General features: G+C 64.1%; 19 protein-coding genes. 7 read left to right on the top strand and 12 right to left on the bottom strand.

Annotated features, from left to right (window positions below; all coding sequences use genetic code 11):
* Positions 1-6 precede the first annotated feature (6 nt).
* The 5 genes from HIM68_RS01300 to HIM68_RS01280 are packed head-to-tail and all read right to left on the bottom strand — an operon-like array spanning position 7 to position 4,772.
* Complete coding sequence (locus HIM68_RS01300) at positions 7-1,413, bottom strand: ATP-binding cassette domain-containing protein (RefSeq protein ID WP_139907527.1); 1,407 nt, start codon at positions 1,411-1,413, stop codon at positions 7-9.
* Position 1,414: 1 nt separating this feature from the next.
* Positions 1,415-2,254 (bottom strand): energy-coupling factor transporter transmembrane protein EcfT, encoded by an 840-nt coding sequence (locus HIM68_RS01295; protein WP_172168982.1) that lies wholly within the window; start codon positions 2,252-2,254, stop codon positions 1,415-1,417.
* Positions 2,251-3,129 (bottom strand): histidine kinase, encoded by an 879-nt coding sequence (locus tag HIM68_RS01290; protein WP_172168979.1) that lies wholly within the window; start codon positions 3,127-3,129, stop codon positions 2,251-2,253. Before HIM68_RS01290 ends, HIM68_RS01295 begins: the two co-directional genes overlap by 4 nt.
* Complete coding sequence (locus HIM68_RS01285; protein ID WP_172168976.1) at positions 3,126-4,286, bottom strand: nucleoside hydrolase; 1,161 nt, start codon at positions 4,284-4,286, stop codon at positions 3,126-3,128. Before HIM68_RS01285 ends, HIM68_RS01290 begins: the two co-directional genes overlap by 4 nt.
* 27 nt (positions 4,287-4,313) lie before the next feature.
* Positions 4,314-4,772, bottom strand: coding sequence for a DUF2695 domain-containing protein (locus HIM68_RS01280; RefSeq protein WP_172168973.1), 459 nt, complete (start codon positions 4,770-4,772; stop codon positions 4,314-4,316).
* Between the two features lie 119 nt (positions 4,773-4,891).
* Here HIM68_RS01280 and HIM68_RS01275 point away from each other — a divergent pair, with 119 nt between their 5' ends.
* The gene (locus tag HIM68_RS01275; protein ID WP_172168970.1) at positions 4,892-5,794 is read left to right on the top strand and encodes a carbohydrate kinase; all 903 of its coding nucleotides are present in this window, start codon (positions 4,892-4,894) and stop codon (positions 5,792-5,794) included.
* Here the strand turns inward: HIM68_RS01275 and HIM68_RS01270 are convergent.
* The 3 genes from HIM68_RS01270 to HIM68_RS01260 all read right to left on the bottom strand — a co-directional run bounded on the left by HIM68_RS01270 (position 5,784) and on the right by HIM68_RS01260 (position 7,072).
* Positions 5,784-6,254: an SRPBCC domain-containing protein gene (locus HIM68_RS01270; RefSeq protein WP_172168967.1), complete on the bottom strand. Its 471-nt coding sequence runs from the start codon at positions 6,252-6,254 to the stop codon at positions 5,784-5,786. The two genes, HIM68_RS01275 and HIM68_RS01270, sit on opposite strands and share 11 nt — an antisense overlap.
* Entirely contained in the window at positions 6,247-6,579 is a 333-nt protein-coding gene (locus HIM68_RS01265; protein ID WP_172168964.1) for a VOC family protein, read from the bottom strand. Before HIM68_RS01265 ends, HIM68_RS01270 begins: the two co-directional genes overlap by 8 nt.
* A 103-nt stretch (positions 6,580-6,682) precedes the next feature.
* On the bottom strand, positions 6,683-7,072 hold the full coding sequence (locus HIM68_RS01260) for a DoxX family protein (protein WP_216656712.1): 390 nt from the start codon (positions 7,070-7,072) through the stop codon (positions 6,683-6,685).
* A 77-nt stretch (positions 7,073-7,149) separates the two neighbouring features.
* Between HIM68_RS01260 and HIM68_RS01255 the strand changes: the two genes are divergently transcribed.
* Complete coding sequence (locus tag HIM68_RS01255; RefSeq protein WP_172170218.1) at positions 7,150-8,019, top strand: sigma-70 family RNA polymerase sigma factor; 870 nt, start codon at positions 7,150-7,152, stop codon at positions 8,017-8,019.
* Position 8,020: 1 nt separating this feature from the next.
* Here the strand turns inward: HIM68_RS01255 and HIM68_RS01250 are convergent, their stop codons facing one another.
* Complete coding sequence (locus HIM68_RS01250; protein WP_172168961.1) at positions 8,021-8,512, bottom strand: helix-turn-helix domain-containing protein; 492 nt, start codon at positions 8,510-8,512, stop codon at positions 8,021-8,023.
* A gap of 120 nt (positions 8,513-8,632) precedes the next feature.
* Between HIM68_RS01250 and HIM68_RS01245 the strand changes: the two genes are divergently transcribed.
* Entirely contained in the window at positions 8,633-9,271 is a 639-nt protein-coding gene (locus HIM68_RS01245; RefSeq protein ID WP_139466854.1) for a dihydrofolate reductase family protein, read from the top strand.
* Positions 9,272-9,385: 114 nt separating this feature from the next.
* On the opposite strand, the gene HIM68_RS01240 is transcribed toward HIM68_RS01245, so the two are convergent.
* Positions 9,386-10,072 (bottom strand): SDR family oxidoreductase, encoded by a 687-nt coding sequence (locus tag HIM68_RS01240; protein ID WP_139466853.1) that lies wholly within the window; start codon positions 10,070-10,072, stop codon positions 9,386-9,388.
* An 88-nt stretch (positions 10,073-10,160) separates the two neighbouring features.
* On the opposite strand from HIM68_RS01240, the gene HIM68_RS01235 reads away from it, so the two are divergent.
* The 4 genes from HIM68_RS01235 to HIM68_RS01220 are packed head-to-tail and all read left to right on the top strand — an operon-like array spanning position 10,161 to position 12,366.
* Complete coding sequence (locus HIM68_RS01235) at positions 10,161-10,742, top strand: hypothetical protein (RefSeq protein WP_172168958.1); 582 nt, start codon at positions 10,161-10,163, stop codon at positions 10,740-10,742.
* A 33-nt stretch (positions 10,743-10,775) separates the two neighbouring features.
* The gene (locus HIM68_RS01230) at positions 10,776-11,381 is read left to right on the top strand and encodes a 1-acyl-sn-glycerol-3-phosphate acyltransferase (RefSeq protein ID WP_139466851.1); all 606 of its coding nucleotides are present in this window, start codon (positions 10,776-10,778) and stop codon (positions 11,379-11,381) included.
* Between the two features lies 1 nt (position 11,382).
* Positions 11,383-11,826, top strand: coding sequence for an alternative ribosome rescue aminoacyl-tRNA hydrolase ArfB (arfB, locus tag HIM68_RS01225; RefSeq protein WP_172170215.1), 444 nt, complete (start codon positions 11,383-11,385; stop codon positions 11,824-11,826).
* Between the two features lie 45 nt (positions 11,827-11,871).
* Positions 11,872-12,366, top strand: a complete 495-nt coding sequence (locus HIM68_RS01220) for a DinB family protein (protein WP_172168955.1) — start codon at positions 11,872-11,874, stop codon at positions 12,364-12,366.
* Between the two features lie 6 nt (positions 12,367-12,372).
* On the opposite strand, the gene HIM68_RS01215 is transcribed toward HIM68_RS01220, so the two are convergent.
* Positions 12,373-13,236, bottom strand: coding sequence for an N-acetyltransferase (locus HIM68_RS01215; RefSeq protein WP_216656710.1), 864 nt, complete (start codon positions 13,234-13,236; stop codon positions 12,373-12,375).
* Positions 13,237-13,238: 2 nt separating this feature from the next.
* Positions 13,239-13,766: a GNAT family N-acetyltransferase gene (locus HIM68_RS01210; RefSeq protein WP_139466848.1), complete on the bottom strand. Its 528-nt coding sequence runs from the start codon at positions 13,764-13,766 to the stop codon at positions 13,239-13,241.
* Between the last annotated feature and the right edge of the window lie 32 nt (positions 13,767-13,798).

The following is a 13,798-nucleotide window of genomic DNA, read 5'->3' as shown; positions in this document are numbered from 1 at the left end:
ATTCCATCATGACCGGGCTCGCCCGTCGATAAGCCGCAGTCTGCGGTGCGCGAACTCGTTCGCCCAGCGCTGGTCGTGTGTTGTTGCCAGGACAGCGCCTCCACTGTTGAGGAACGACTCGATAATCGCGTTCAGTCGGGTCATTGCCGCGAGGTCGCGCCCGATCGTCGGTTCGTCAAGCAGCAGCACCGTCGTTTCGGTCATCAGAGCCGAGGCGATGACGATGTCTTTGCGCCTGGCCACATCGAGGTCGAAGGGATGGTCGTCGGCGACCTCGGTCAGGTCCGCCTCGGCGAGGACGCTGTCTGCGGCTGCCAGGCGATGGTCGCGCACTCGCTTTCGGTCTCGCCGTCGATGCGGCGGCAGCGGAGCGGCGTGAAGCAGTTCGCGTGCCACTGTGGCTGCGGAGAGCTGCAGTCCTGCATCCTGTCCCACCCATCCGAGGTGAGCACTGCGCGCGTGGGCGGGCAGGGTGTCCAATCGGATCATCTCGCCGAGGCGGCTGACTGTGATCGTGCCCGTCACGGACGCCGACCGGTCGAGCAGGCCGAGGAGGGCCCGCAGAAGCGTGGACTTGCCGGCCCCGTTGGCACCGGTGACTGAGGTGAGTTCGCCGGGCCGCAGATCGAGGTCGAGGCCGTCGAGGATTCGGCTGCTCCCCCGATCCACGGTGAGGTCGCGAACGGTGAGCAGCGGATCTGCCTGTGACCTCAGCATCGTCGAGAGAGTCGCATCATCGTTCGGGCGGCTGTCCCAGATTCCGACGGATCGAACCGTGGGAGTCGCCGTCTGCAGCCGACCGGCGTCAAGGAAGCGGACCTCTTCGCAGATCCGGGTCAGTTCGTCAGTCTGATGACCGGTGATGAGCACAGCCCCTCCCCGATCACAGAATTCCTGCAGCACTGTCACCAGGCGCACACGCATCTGCGGATCCAAGGACTGTGCTGGTTGGTCGAGAACGAGCAGGTCGGGCCCGGGTGCGAGGATCCGTGCCACCGCGACCAGTTGCCTCTGCCCTCCGGAGAGCGTGTCCAGCCGTCGGTTCCATAGGTCTCCGATGCCGAGGAGCTCGAGCAGGTTCCGGGCTCGGCGGTGGGCATCGGCCGGATCATGCCCGTACAGTCGACACGCCAGCTGGGACTCGTCACCGACGTGGCTGGTCATTCCGCTCAGTTGCGCTTCCGGGTCATCGCCGAGCAGCGCCACGGTTCCGTTCCGGTCGATGGTGCCGGTCAGGGCTCCCCGAGAGACGAGCTGTCCGGCGAACAGGCGGCAGAGAGTCGACGTTCCCGATCCGAGCGGTCCGAGCACTGCGGTCATGGTGCCGCTGACAACGTCGAAAGTGATTCCGCTCAGCGCGGCAGTGTCCTCTCCACGATAGGTGAACCACGCGTCCGTGATCGAAACGGTCATCTCAGGCACCGCCGATCAGCTGCGCGGCGCCCGGCAGCGGGAGGGATCCCGTCACCGAGGCGACGATGAGTCCGATGCTCACGAGCGGAGTCAGGATCCGCAGGAGGCTCTGCCCTGTCCCGTCCGTGTGGTCCTGGAGCGCAGTCGCGGTCGCGTTCGAATTGAGTCCGCTGGATTCGAGCACGTCGTGACGTTGGTCGACGGTCAGCAGGATCGCGGTGACGAGTCCTGTGACGATTCCCGGCAGCAGTCGGATGCGCACCCGCCAGGAGTCGGTGGCCCAGCCGCGGGCCTGTCTGGCTTCGATGATGTGTCGGGTGCGTGCGCCGATCATTGGGATGAGACCGATGGCAGAGGCGCACATATAGGCGACTGCCGAGGGCAGACGAAGTCGACGCAGACCGTCGAAGAGGCGAGCGGAGTCGGCACCCAGACCGAACATCGCGCACAGCCCGATCAGGGCGCTCACCCGCAGCCAGATCTGAACGGCGATGCTCAGTCCTTCGACGCTGAGGCGAGCGGGTCCGACCTGCCAGAGCACATGCACATCGGTTCCGGGGTAGAACAGCCCCTGCACGACGATCAGCACAACCAGAGTCGGCAGGCACAGGAGACCTACTGTCGTCGCCCATTCCCGCAGTCGCACGGCAGGTGAGACTGTCACGGTCACGACCGTGCCGGTCAGGATGATGACCGGCACGATCGGAGAGGGGATTCCGAAGACGAGCAGCAGGCTGCAGGCAAGGATGATCAATTCCGTGGCAGGGTGCAGACGACGCTTCGGGCGGTGAGCCTCAGCCGCGTCAACGGCGGCGTGCGTGTCGGAAGAGGCGTGACTCATTCCGCCGGCTGTGCCGATTCGGCCTGTTTGGTCAGATCGGGGCCGTCGGACTTCTTCGCCCGGGGGCGACTATGAGCGGCGAACTCGTAGCGACCGACGATGCGTTTGGGCAGCGACTGGATGACGACATAGGCGAGGGCGAAGATGAGCGCCTTGTCGACGATGTCGGAGACCATGCTCTGAGCGAAGGTGGCATTGAACATCTCGAGGCCCGTCGCTTGGAGGATCGCGACGACTCCCCCGGTGCCGGCCCCCAGCCCGCCGCCGAAGACATAAGCGGCGACGGGTGCTCCGATGGCGCCGGCGGGAACACCGGCGACGGCGCCGACGATGATCGCGGTCCAGGGTGTGCGGAAGACTCCGAGCCTTGCTGCCCAGCCGGCGGCGGCGCCGATGAAGGCGGCTCCGGAGCTGAAGGCGATGACGCTGGGGCTCAGGGTCACGCCCCAGATGAGGTTCGAGATGATTCCCGTGAAGGCACCTGCTGCGGGGCCTGCCAGGACGCCGATGAGCACGGTTCCGATGGAGTCGAGGTAGAGGGGCACGGGCGTGTAGTTGCCGATGATCTGCCCGATGACGACGTTGAGGGCGATGGCGACCGGGATGAGCGCGAGAACGCTGCGGGGAATGAGCGGGAGAGTGCCTGCGGCGAGCAGAACTCCTCCGCCGAGATAGCCGAGCATGACCCACAGAGTGGTGTATCCGAGGTCAACGCCGAGGTTGGCAGGTTGGGTGAGGAGTACGGCGACGTAGGTGCCGATGACGATGAGGGTGCCGAGCAGTGTGAGGATGAGGGGAAGAGTGCGGTTGCGGTTTTGTCCGGGACCGACCGTGGTGGTCGGCCCCTGCCCAGACTTTCTGGAGTGTGCGGTCATGCGGGTGGTCCTTTCATCAGGGTGGCGCTCAGGTGGTCGAGGAAGGCAGGAGCGTCGATGGCGCGGATGATCTCTGCGTTCACGGGGCGGCCCCACCGCCCCAGCCAGTCGGCGACGGTTTCGCCTCGTGTGAGTGTACCCGTGAGTTCGACATCGACAGGTGCCCACAGCGTCGACGCCCATGGCAGGTCCCCCGCACTTCCCCTCACGGGCACCGGGGCGGACGGCTCCCGGGAGTCGGAGTCCGATCCCTCGAGCTCTGTTCCGGTCGACGTTGTGGTGTCTTGCCGAGCCCAGGACAGAGCGCAGGCGAGGACGAACGGGTCGTGGATGTGGGCGAGGTAGCCGAGCCCGTCGGTTTCGTGGAATTCGAAGTAGAACCGAAGCGCCTCGGCCAGTTGTGCGAGTACTGATTGCCAGCGGTCATCGGCACCACCGGCAGAGGTTCCGTCGAGGATGGTGGCGAGACGCTCGGGTGTCATCTCAACGGCTTCGGTCGCTTCGATCGGGGCGATGACCGGAAGGTGGGCCAGCCTCTCCTCCTGTCTGGTGCGGTCGAAAGCGGCAAGCACCTGGGCGGTGGACTCAGGGTCGAAGGTGACATTCCATTCCGTCGTCGGGTGGGTGTTGCCCCGGTAGTTGAACGCTCCTCCCATGATGAAGAGACGTTTGAACAGACTCGGGAGTTCCGGGTCGATTTCGAGGGCCAGGGCAAGATTCGTGGCTGGACCGATGACGACACCGAGGAGCTGTCCGGGATGGGCGTGGGCAGCATCGACCCAGGCCTGAGCCGCCGTCACCGAACTCACCGGCGTGCTCGGGGCCGGCAGCCGCGCATATCCCCGCCCGGACTCCCCATGGGTGAGGTCGGCATATTCCAGGGCTTCGCCCGTTGCCGTCTCCGCTGCCTGCGGATCCATCTGCAGGACCCGCCATGCCAGCGGAAGGCTGTGGCCGGCGTGGACGGGAATGTCGCTGCGTCCGGCCAGCGACAGCCATCCGCGGGTGTTCTCGACGACTTGTGCGGTGGCGACGTTGCCTCCGGATGCGGCGATGCCGACAACGTCGACGTCGTCTTGGCAGCACAGGTAGGCCAGTGCAATAGCATCGTCGATTCCGGGGTCGCAGTCGAGGAAGAGCGGCAGAGCGGCAGGCATGGTTCTATTCTGCCGGATCCGGCTGTGTCACCACCGTCGGATGCGGGCCCAGTTTCCGCAGGCTTGGGTTGATCCCCGTCTCACCAGTCGGCAGCAGAGGTAGAGCTTCGCCGAGGGAGGTCCGTCGATTCCGAACCTTTCTCTCATGTCGATGGCTTCCTCGCTGCCGAAGGGAGTGCCGATGACTTCACCGAACGGCATGCTGGTGATCCACGGTTTGGCCGCGAAGGTGAAGGCGTTGAGGAACATTTCACAGTCACAGCAGCAGGCACCCATGCTGCTCAGCCGCGCGAGCAGAGCCGTGGCGCGTGGAGCCGTACGGTCGCGGAAGCCTTCCGCGAACCGGTGGGTGCCGTTGCAGCCGAATTCGCCGAGTTGTCGGAACACGTAGCAGGCCAGGCATTCGCCGGGGCGCGGAGCGAAGACTCGGGCGGTCTCCTCGTCGATGATCGTTCTGACGTCGTTGTCAATGGTGTTCTTGTCCATGGCCACACAGTCCCAGACGGCACTGACATGACATGAGGCGAATTAATATCGTTCATCGATTTCCGTCCTATTTATGCAGGTCGCAACTGGAGAAGACTTTTCACCTTAGAATCGGACCCATGAGCATTCTCGTCATCGGTGAGGCCCTCATCGACATCGTCAGCACGCCCGGGAGTCCAGACCGATATGCACCGGGTGGAGCTCCAGCCAATGTCGCTCTCGGGCTGGGCCGCCTCGGCGTCGAGGTCGAGTTCCTCACCGATGTCGGTGATGATTTCCACGGCGGGTTCCTTCTCGCTCATCTTCAGGAGTCTCATGTCACTGTGCTCGCTTCACCACGTGGCGCCACGTCGACGGCGCTGGCTCGCCTCGCCGATGACGGCTCCGCCGAGTACGAGTTCCACCTGCGGTGGGACCCTGACTCTTCCCTGCTCACGGACGCACCTCGCTCCGTTGTGCATTTCGGCTCGATTGCGGCATTCCTTTCGCCTGGCTCCGCAGTCATCGATGATGTTCTCGCCTCTGCGACCGGGGCTTTCGGTACGCATCCTCGTCCGCTCATCTCCTTCGATCCGAATATCCGACCGTCGATCATCGGCTCCCGCGAAGATGCGCTGCCGCGTTTCGAGGAGTTGGCTCGTCGAGTCGACGTTCTCAAACTCAGCGACGTCGATGCGAACTGGCTCTATCCCGATCTCGACGAGTCCGCACAGGTCGACCGTCTTCTCAGCCTCGGGGCGAATCTGGTCGCCATGACTCGCGGTGGTGAGGGTGCGATCGTGGCGACCGCCTCGGCGCGGGCATCGGTGACCTCAAGGAAGGTGGAAGTCAAAGACACGATCGGGGCCGGGGATACGTTCATGGTCTCACTCATCCACGACCTGCATGCTCAGGAGAACGCTGTGTCCGATCTCAGCACGGCAGAACTCACAGCCCTGGGAGATCGCGCATCGGCGCTTGCGGCGATCACGGTCAGCCGTGAGGGTGCGGATCTGCCGTGGGCCGTGGAACTCACGAACTGAGGAAGTCGCCGAGCTGTCGCAGGCAGATGTCATGGCCGTTGCGGTGTCCGTCGATCATTCCCCGACCGACGAAGGACACGACCTGGTCGACGAGCTCGACCCGGGTGCCTGTCGGGATAGCGGTCAGGGTCCAGGTGATGATGGCCGTCGATAGTATCTCATCGTCTTTGGTGAGAGTCTCCGTTGTGACGATGTGACGTCCCGGCGCAAGTGAGCAGTACTGCCCGGTGGAGACGAACTCGAGTTCTCCCGGTGACCCACAGCGGGCCCGGATCGCTCCGCCCGGACGGAATTCGTCGATGTCGCAGACTATCTCCTCCCCCTCGGGAACTCCCCACTGCACGCGCTGATCCGAATCGGCGAAGGCGTTCCAGACCTTTGAGACCAGATGCTCGAAATCAGCGCCGAGGCTGATCGTCGCGGTCACTGGCGCGCCCTGGTCGGATGCTGCCTCACTCACCGAAGAACACCACCTGGTTTCCGTCCGGGTCGGTGACCGGCAGGATGCGCTGTCCGCCGCCTGGGGACGGTTCGTCATGGTCGATTCCGGCCGCTCGCAGACGCTCGGCCATCGTGTCGAGGTCGTCCACGTCGAGAACCACGTTGGAGCGTCCGGCTCGCTGCGGGTCCTCCCAGATCTGGATTCCGAACCTCTCGTCGAAGAGCCATTGGGCCAGCCCCGCCATCGGCTTGTCATCCGGCTGTCTTTCGAAGAGTCGGGAATACCATTCGGTCGCTTCCTTCTCGCTGGTGACAACGATATTGGCCATGAGTCCGGTGATCATGATCGCTCCTTCGGGATCAGTCTTGAGATTGAGTGATTGCATTCTGCAATCACTTATTCCATGGAAGCACACATCGGCCCCGGGAACAAGAGCGACGCTCAGCTCAGCCCCCGAACGGGGCCAACGCAAACCGGCCCCATGCGAGGAACGCAAACACCAGCAGGTACGCGGTGTCCCCCGCCATCAGGCCCCATTCGCTGCGCCGAAATCGTGTCGTCGCCGCCCCCGTCATCACCAGCATGAGTCCACACGCCGCGATCGGCGAGAGAACCGGAAGGATTCCCGCCAGCGGGGGCACGATCAGTCCGATCACGCCGAGGAGCTTGATGGTTCCGATGACTTTGATGTGCCCCGGACTGAAATCGTCCACCCAGTGCTGGCTGCGAGCCAGCGCCCGATACTTCTCCTTGGACAAATTCACCTGCGAGGCTCCGCCGATGCCGAAGGCCACTGCCATTGCGGCGGCGACGACCCATAGTACGATGTCCATCATTGCGATTCTCCTTTGCCGAAAGAGCCCGGTCGGACTCTCACTCTGTTGACGCACCGCCGCCAGGAAAGGTAACAACCATCGCGCAGTCATCTTCGACCTCAGAGTTCGAAGCTCATCGCCCTCGCCTCACTGCGTTGGCCACGAGAGTGCTCGGCTCGCACTCGGACGCCGAGGATGCCGTTCAGGAGACGTGGCTCCGCTGGGAGCGGAACGGCCCGGAGTCCATCGACAATCTCGGCGGGTGGCTGACCCGGGTCATCGGACGCATCTGCCTCGATGCGCTCCGCCGACGCACCACTCGGGGAGAATCGTCGCTTGACGCCTGGCTCAGCGAAGCAATCGTCGACGAGGATGACCCGACGCCCGAGCAGAATGCAACTTTGTCGGATTCGCTCGGACCGGCCATGCTCATCGTGCTCGACTCGCTGCGCCCGGAGGAGCGAGTCGCGTTCGTCCTCCACGACATGTTCTCAGTGCCCTTTGCCGAAATCGCGGCCGTCATCGGATCCTCGGAAGCCGCCGCGAAGATGGCCGCCAGTCGGGCCCGGCGCAAGGTCAAGGACACACCACCACCGTCCGGAGAACTTTCACAGCGCCGTGCTGTCGTCGACGCATTCCTCACTGCCGCACGGCTTGGAGACTTCGACGCTCTGCTGCACTTTCTCGACCCGGGACTGACGTGGCACCGCAGCAACGCCCGCGGCCACATGGTCCGGATGGGTGCGAACGAGGTGCTCGCAGCGATTCGGCGCGGCGATCCGGACAGGATCGAAGTTCGAAAGGTCAACGTCAACGGCGAGCCGGGTCTGCTCGTTCTGACCGCAAGCGGTCACCGTTTGGGGCTCATGGCATGCACCGTGGCAGACGGCAGATTGGTCGGCATCGTCTCGATCACCTCAAGGAAGCTGCTGGAGCGACTGAGACTGCCCGGGCAGTCCCCCGCCTGATTCAACTTCCGGAGATCTCCGCTTCATAGGCGGCCTGCAGTTGCTCTGAGGAACGCGGTTGGTCAGGATTCGGGCGCGGCACACCAAGGTGGGTCTCCCGAAGTTCGTCCATGAGACCTGCGACGAGTCGGGAGTCATCGGCCATGATTCTGGATCGGATCGTCAGCTCCGGTGAGGTCTCCCGGTGGGTCATTCCCCATGTTCCGAGGGCGACCATGACCGGCAGAGTCTGGATTCCAGCCTCGGTGAGGGAGTATTCAGCTCGCTGCCCGCGTGCGGCTTCCGCCTTCGTCAGCAGCCCTTCGTCGATGAGCTTCTTCAGACGGCTGGCGAGCATGTTCGAGGCTATGCCCTCATCGTTGCGGGTGAGCAGCTCGCGGAAGTGCCGACGATTGCCGAAGATGATGTCGCGGAGGACGATGAGCGACCAGTTGTCTCCGAGGACCTCGACGGCGGCATTGATCGCACATCCTGAACGCGGCTGCGCGGGCATCGATCCACCTCCAGTGATTGCATTCTGAAACTACTTAATCTTACACTGGGTCCACTTCCCCGGAACCCACGCCATCCGTCGGACTGAAGACATCAGCCGAACCATCACATTGGAGTGCACATGGCCAAAGCGTGTGTCAACAACCTCTTCGTCTCCCTCGACGGATTCGCTGCCGGCGAGTTCGTCACCTTCGATCAGCCGATCGGCGAAGCCCAAGCACTGTTCTCCTACTTCGACGGCCGCGGCATCGAGGGCGTGGACAAGGTCGACGCCCCGGTGACCGCAGACCGCGCTCTGTTCGCCATGTGGGGGCAGGGCATCGGAGCCGAGATCATGGGCCGGAAGAAGTTCGGTCCCCAGACGGGGCCGTGGCCCGACGACGGCTGGCGTGGCTGGTGGGGTGAGGAGCCGCCGTTCAAGACCCCGTGCTTCGTTCTCACTCATCATCCGCGGGAGCCGATGGAGTTCGACAACGGCACGAGTTTCCACTTCATCGACGCGTCGCCCGCGGAGGCACTCGCCGAGGCGACCTCTGCCGCTGACGGCGGCAATGTCCGCATCGGCGGCGGTCCTTCGATGGTCAGACAGTTCCTTGCGGACGGCCTCGTCGACTTCATGCACCTCGTCATCGTCCCGGTCACCCTCGGCCGCGGGGTCTGGCTCTGGGAAGGACTCGAGGGGTTGGAGAAGGACTTCACGATCGAGAGTCTCACCACGGCCAGCGGTCTGACCCATCAATTGTGGAACAGACGAGGCTGAATCTCAGCGGCGACTCGAACCGGACTCGTCGGAACGCCCGATGGCCTGTGGTCTCGGTTCGGAGACCACAGGCCATCGGGTAGGGACGGGACAGCGCCCGCATGGATTGTCAGGTCAGTTGATCGCCTCGGCGATGGGGGTCTGCCCGTCGTAGAAGTTCACAGTCTCACGCACAGCTGCAGATTCGGCGATGACGTGTGTGATGACCTCGGCGACGAGTTCGCGGGAGGTCACCCGCACCTCGTCTGCCGGGCGTTCACCGTCGAGATCGCCGGCCGCATCGGCGATGAGGACCTTGCCGCTGGAGGGCTCGAGGGTCAGACCGCCGGGTCCGAGAATCGTGAAGTCAAGGTCGCTGGCGCGCAGGTGCTCGTCTGCACCGGCCTTGGCCTCGACGTAGGGGTAGAACGAGCTCTCGGGGTCGACGCGATCACGGTCGACGCTCGCACTGGCATAGGAAACCATGACGAAGCGCTTGACGCCCGCCTGCCCGGCGGCGTCGATCGATCGCTTGGCTGCTTCGAGGTCGACGGCCTTGGTCCGGGCCGGGTTGCCGCCGCCGGCGCCTGCGGAGAAGACGACAGCCTGGGCTCCGGAGAACAGATCGGCGAGCGCCTGAGTGTCGGCGGTTTCGATGTCGAGGACGACCGGGTTGGCCTCAGCGGCTTCGACATCTGATGACTGGTCGGGGTTGCGGATCACCGAATCGACGGCGAAGCCTGCGGCCTTGAGCTTGGGCGCGGCCAGAAGTGCGATCTTTCCATGGCCGCCGAGAATGACGACACGAGTTGAATCAGACATATCTACCTCCGTTGTCGGTGAAGCTTGGCATTCGGTACAGCGATGCCACTTGCGCGATTATTCCCAGTCCGCCGGTATTCTGAGGACCATGACCGACGACTTCTCCCCCGCCGACGTCGTGCGCCGGCTCGAGCGTGGACAGCAGGTCGTCATCCCCTCCTCGAAACGCAACGTCTTCACTGCTTTGGCCATCGCGGTCCCGCTCGGCATCGGCCTGCTCGCCTTCTTCGTCTACATTGTCACTGCAGCTCTCGGTGACGGAGGCAGCCCATGGGTCATCGTTGCGAACCTGCGCATGTGGGCAATTGTCGCTGGCATCATCGGATGCCTCGTCGTCGCGCCGGTCGGCGTATTCGTGCGGCTGCGCAGGCACGAATCCCTCGTTGTCTCCCCCACCGGCGTCGCGTCGGCCCGGCGCGGTGAGGTTCTGCCCGGGACTCTGCTGCCATGGCACGATATCGAGTCAGTGGTCTTCGAATCGGCGGTGTCTCCAGGCCCGAAGGTGCTCGCTTATATGCTCACCGAAGAGGCAACCCGCCGACTCATCGGACGCGGGCGCAATCCGCGCATGCTCGTCAGAAGCGGATTCGTCCTCTCACATCGCCGACTCTACCCGGTCCTCAGGGCCGCTCATGCCCGTTTCTCACCACACGTCCATGGACACCGATAGGCCCACACATCCTCGTGCCTTACCGTTGAGTTCATGATCCGACGCCTCCTCGCTCGCGCTTTCTGGTCCTTCAGCAAGTGGAACCTCGTGACCGAGCCCGCTCCGAACCGTCCGACCATCCTCGTCGGCGCCCCGCACACTTCGAACTGGGACTTCGTCGTCATGCTCGCGATCGCGTGGCGCATGCGCGTCGACGTCCATTGGCTGGGTAAGCATTCCCTGTTCACCGGCTGGCGGGGGCCGATCATGCGGGGACTCGGTGGGATTCCCGTCGATCGGTCGGATCCGAGCAAGATCGTCACCGAGGTGGTCGACCGCATGCGAGACGGCGAGGTCTTCGCGCTCGTCATCACCCCGGACGGCACCCGCGGCGGACACACTCATTGGAAATCCGGGTTCCATCGCATCGCGATGGCAACGGGAATGCCCGTAACGTTGGGCTACCTGGATACCGCGACCCGGACGACGGGGCTGGGCCCGACCCTGGAGATGACCGGCGACATCGCCGCGGACATGGATCGGATCCGCGAATTCTACGCCGACAAGCGTGGAATCCGCCCGCACCTGCAGATCACGCCGAGGCTGCGCGAAGAAGACTCCGCCGGTGACGATCGCGAAGGCGAAGCGGAGCCGAACTGAGATGGACGGTGATCTGCGCGTCCCCGCCGGGCCGGGTATCCCCGCCGGGCTGGTCATCCCCGCGTCCGACCTGTCCGAACAGTTCTCCCGGTCATCCGGCCCGGGCGGCCAGCACGTCAATACCTCCGATTCACGGGTGCAACTGAGCCTCGACCTGGCCTCAGCGAGATTCCTCACCGAGGTTCAACGCGAGCGAGTGCTCAGTCGGTTGGCACCACGACTGTCGGGCACCGTGGTGACCGTGACTTCGGAGAAGCAGCGGTCACAGCTGAAGAACCGTCAGGACGCACGCATGCGTCTGGCGCAGCTGCTGCGTGAGGCGTTGGCTCCGCCGGTGCAGAGGCGAGCGACGAAGCCGTCACGCAATTCCCGTCGTCGCCGAGTCCGGACCGAACAGCGGCGGTCGGAGATCAAACGCAACCGTCGCAGGCCCCGTCTCGATTGAGCCCGGGTGGTGACAGCGGTTGACGTGAAGAGCAGAATGGGCGACATGAACAGCATCGACATTCTCACCGACCTGTCCCAGCGCCCTCTCCAGGCAGCACAAGCTCTGCCCGACCTCTCCCCCGAACAGCTCAACAGCCGTCTGGGCGGTCATCCGAATTCCGTCGCCTGGCTGCTGTGGCACAGCGGCCGTGAGATCGATGTGCAGCTTTCGGACCTCACTGGCCGTCCTCAGCAGTGGGAGGACTTCCGAGAACGATTCGGACTCGGCGAGGCCGGCGACGGCTTCGGGCTCGGCCACTCCCCGGAACAAGCAGCCGAGATCCGCGTGGACGATCAGCAGCTTCTCGTCGACTATCTCCACGCCACTTTGAATGCGTTCATGGAGTACTTGAAGACGCTGTCCGAGGAAGATTTCGATGAGATCATCGACGAGAACTGGACTCCTGCGGTCACACGCGGCGTTCGCATGGTCTCGATCATCGACGATGCGATCCAGCATGTCGCGCAGGCGGCTTTCATCGCGGGCGCGACTGCTTGACCTGGTTCAGGGGCGGCGGAAATCCCTGACTTCGCCGAGGATGCTCATCCCGGCCGCACGGTAGGTGGCGACGGCGGCGGTGTTCGATGACGGAGTGGCCACGGTGATGCTCGAGGCTCCCGTCCCGCGCAGGCCCGCGGCCGCGGCCAGTGTCATCTCGACTCCGAATCCGTGACCCCGGTGGTCGCCGTGGACGCCGAGTGGTTCGATGACACCGGGGCGCCTAGGACCGGCCGACCAAACGGTTGTGGCACCGGCTGGAGCGCCGTCGGCGGTGAATCCGACGAGACATTTGGCCTGCTTGTAAGCGTGATCGTCGGCCATGGACCGCCAACGGTCCGCAGTCAATGAGGACCCGGGAAAAGCCGAGGATTCGACCGCGATACGGTCGGCGATACGGTTATCTGCTCTGTCGGGGTCGACCGTTTCGATCCGCTGGGTAACGGATGGGATCGGTTCGCTCAGATCTCGGTGGAGCGTGGTCCACGCTTCGTCGGATCCCCATCCCGCCTCGGTGAGGGTATGTTGCAGGGCGGATCCGAATCGAGCTTCGACGATGCCCTTCCCTGCCGGCAGCAGTTCGGAGAGATCTCCGGTGAAGTCGGCCAAGATCGCCTCAGCGAGCGCTTGGTCATCGGAGTGATCGGGTGAGATGGCCATTCGGATGAGTTCGGATTCGTCGAGGAATCCGACGGCCGCGGGGTCGTCACCGACCGTCCACACCCGCAGTGCCGAGGCGAGCGCATCGGCCCCGAAACGCTGATACCAACCGAGGTCTCCGGGATGTACCTGGACGGGCAGTCCTTCGCGTTGCCAGGACGCGACAGTGTCGATGATGTCCGGCCGGTCCGTCGTAGTCGGTGTCAACATGGTCATTCCTCTGTCCTCGCCTCTGCGCGCCAGATGACTTCACCGTCGTCGATCTCGTCGGTCGGTTGCAGTCCGAGACAGACAGCGATTCGGGCGGAAGCGGCGTTGTCAGGATGGATGGCCGCTTGCACCACAGTCACGAGATGATCCGCCAGCCAATCGACCATGGCTCGGGCCGCCTCGGTGCCGAATCCCTGCCCCTGGCTGTCGACGCCGATGACCCAAGCGATGTCGGCTTGATAACCGGTTTCGGCTCTTGTCACTGTGGCCTGAACATATCCGACTGCAGCGGACTCAGCCGTTTCGCGAACGATCCAGTTCAGCCAGCCGGCGTCACCGGTCGGTGAGGCACCTGCGGATTGGAGTGCATAGAGTCGTTCGAGTTCGGACCGGCTCGGGCTCGTCCCACCGATATGGGTGTATAGGTCGGGTGAGGACAGTGTCTCCACCATCTCCGACGCATGGTGGACTGCGAGCGGCTCAAGCTGCAGCCTGTCGGTGACGATGGGTGTCGCCTGTGGCCAATTCACACTGCGGTTTGAGCTTTCTGCCGGGTTCACGG

The organism is Brevibacterium sp. CT2-23B (assembly GCF_013168765.1).
Taxonomy (GTDB): Bacteria; Actinomycetota; Actinomycetes; order Actinomycetales; family Brevibacteriaceae; genus Brevibacterium; species Brevibacterium sediminis.
This window is presented reverse-complemented; position numbering and strand designations above follow the sequence as displayed.

Excerpts from the sequence above, each read along its gene's own strand:
- HIM68_RS01300 (WP_139907527.1), bottom strand. The coding sequence starts at position 1,413 with ATGACCGTTTCGATCACGGACGCGTGGTTCACCTATCGTGGAGAGGAC.
- HIM68_RS01295 (WP_172168982.1), bottom strand. The coding sequence starts at position 2,254 with ATGAGTCACGCCTCTTCCGACACGCACGCCGCCGTTGACGCGGCTGAG.
- HIM68_RS01290 (WP_172168979.1), bottom strand. The coding sequence starts at position 3,129 with ATGACCGCACACTCCAGAAAGTCTGGGCAGGGGCCGACCACCACGGTC.
- HIM68_RS01285 (WP_172168976.1), bottom strand. The coding sequence starts at position 4,286 with ATGCCTGCCGCTCTGCCGCTCTTCCTCGACTGCGACCCCGGAATCGAC.
- HIM68_RS01280 (WP_172168973.1), bottom strand. The coding sequence starts at position 4,772 with ATGGACAAGAACACCATTGACAACGACGTCAGAACGATCATCGACGAG.
- HIM68_RS01275 (WP_172168970.1), top strand. The coding sequence starts at position 4,892 with ATGAGCATTCTCGTCATCGGTGAGGCCCTCATCGACATCGTCAGCACG.
- HIM68_RS01265 (WP_172168964.1), bottom strand. The coding sequence starts at position 6,579 with ATGATCACCGGACTCATGGCCAATATCGTTGTCACCAGCGAGAAGGAA.
- HIM68_RS01260 (WP_216656712.1), bottom strand. The coding sequence starts at position 7,072 with ATGATGGACATCGTACTATGGGTCGTCGCCGCCGCAATGGCAGTGGCC.
- HIM68_RS01250 (WP_172168961.1), bottom strand. The coding sequence starts at position 8,512 with ATGCCCGCGCAGCCGCGTTCAGGATGTGCGATCAATGCCGCCGTCGAG.
- HIM68_RS01245 (WP_139466854.1), top strand. The coding sequence starts at position 8,633 with ATGGCCAAAGCGTGTGTCAACAACCTCTTCGTCTCCCTCGACGGATTC.
- HIM68_RS01240 (WP_139466853.1), bottom strand. The coding sequence starts at position 10,072 with ATGTCTGATTCAACTCGTGTCGTCATTCTCGGCGGCCATGGAAAGATC.
- HIM68_RS01235 (WP_172168958.1), top strand. The coding sequence starts at position 10,161 with ATGACCGACGACTTCTCCCCCGCCGACGTCGTGCGCCGGCTCGAGCGT.
- HIM68_RS01230 (WP_139466851.1), top strand. The coding sequence starts at position 10,776 with ATGATCCGACGCCTCCTCGCTCGCGCTTTCTGGTCCTTCAGCAAGTGG.
- arfB (WP_172170215.1), top strand. The coding sequence starts at position 11,383 with ATGGACGGTGATCTGCGCGTCCCCGCCGGGCCGGGTATCCCCGCCGGG.
- HIM68_RS01220 (WP_172168955.1), top strand. The coding sequence starts at position 11,872 with ATGAACAGCATCGACATTCTCACCGACCTGTCCCAGCGCCCTCTCCAG.
- HIM68_RS01215 (WP_216656710.1), bottom strand. The coding sequence starts at position 13,236 with ATGTTGACACCGACTACGACGGACCGGCCGGACATCATCGACACTGTC.